Below are 1,042 nucleotides of genomic sequence, written 5' to 3'. Positions count from 1 at the left end.
GGAATCACCTCCACCGGCCGGACCGGGCGGACTGCGTGCCGACGGCCGGTCCTTCCATGCTGCCTCCGAGCCGCGCGGGACACTCGTGATTTCCGTCAGCAGCCCGCCCTCACCCAGCAGGGCTGTTCCGGAGGCGCCGGCCTTGCCGAGCAGCCGCTCGACGACCTCATCCACCATCTCGTCCCCGGCCGCACAGGCAACCGGTTCTGTCTTGTCTGCCATGACTTGTCCGATCCGCCCGGCCCAGAGCCCGAGGCCGAGCCCCGGGCCAGGGTGCCACATCACGGACTTACACGATCTTTCAGGCACGCTCGGTGCAGTGGGCGAGAGGGTGTCCGGGACGGTTCTTGCTGCCGACCTCCTTGCCCTTCTCCATGAGGTGACCGAAGGGTGCGGCCACGTTCGCCGTGGTGTGATGTCATGGTTGCGGGTGTTGTACGCGCCGCGCTCGTTGATTCGCTCTGCACGCTTGTCGGAACAGTGAAGTCCTTGGCGGTGCAGGGAGGGTGATCGGTGCGAGTGCAGCTCGCTCTCTGCGAGCATGAGGTGTCGGGTGATCCGGAAGGCGGGGTCGGCCTCGACTACATCCGCGGCAGTTGGGGGGCTTCCGCCTCGTCCTCGACAAGTTTGGCCTTGTTGGATTCTTCGGTCGCTTCGGTCGCTTCGGTCGCTTCGGTCGCTGAGGTTGTCACAGCGTTGGTTCTTCCTCAGCACCCAGGGCGGAGGACCGCTTCGTGCAAGGCCCGGGGCGGCTTGAGCGCAAGCAGCCGGCCGAGCCTTTGGATCACCCAGCACACGGTCGTCCGCACGACCCGACGACGCCGCCAGCTGTCGCCTGGTGAAGGTTCGTGCGGTAGTGCGCGGCTACCAGCAGCTGCTGTTCGGCCGGTAATCGCCATGGATGACTTATCTGCAGCGCTCGCCATCTTCCGTTTCGGACCGCGTTCAGAAGCCTTCCGCCCACCGCGCGGTGGGGCTGCCCGTGGTCTTCCTCGATCGGCCCGGAGTCGGCCTCACCACGGACAGCATCGTCAGCTCCAAC

At 66.4% G+C, this 1,042-nt stretch carries 1 pseudogene; it reads right to left on the bottom strand.

From position 1 onward, the window contains the following. Positions 1-222: pseudogene (locus AB0N17_RS46905) on the bottom strand (IS256 family transposase); the annotation flags it as partial. Between the last annotated feature and the right edge of the window lie 820 nt (positions 223-1,042).

Source organism: Streptomyces sp. NPDC051133, assembly GCF_040682635.1.
Taxonomy (GTDB): domain Bacteria; phylum Actinomycetota; class Actinomycetes; order Streptomycetales; family Streptomycetaceae; genus Streptomyces.
The sequence above is the reverse complement of the archived record's forward strand: the minus strand, read 5'-3'. Positions and strand labels throughout refer to the sequence as shown.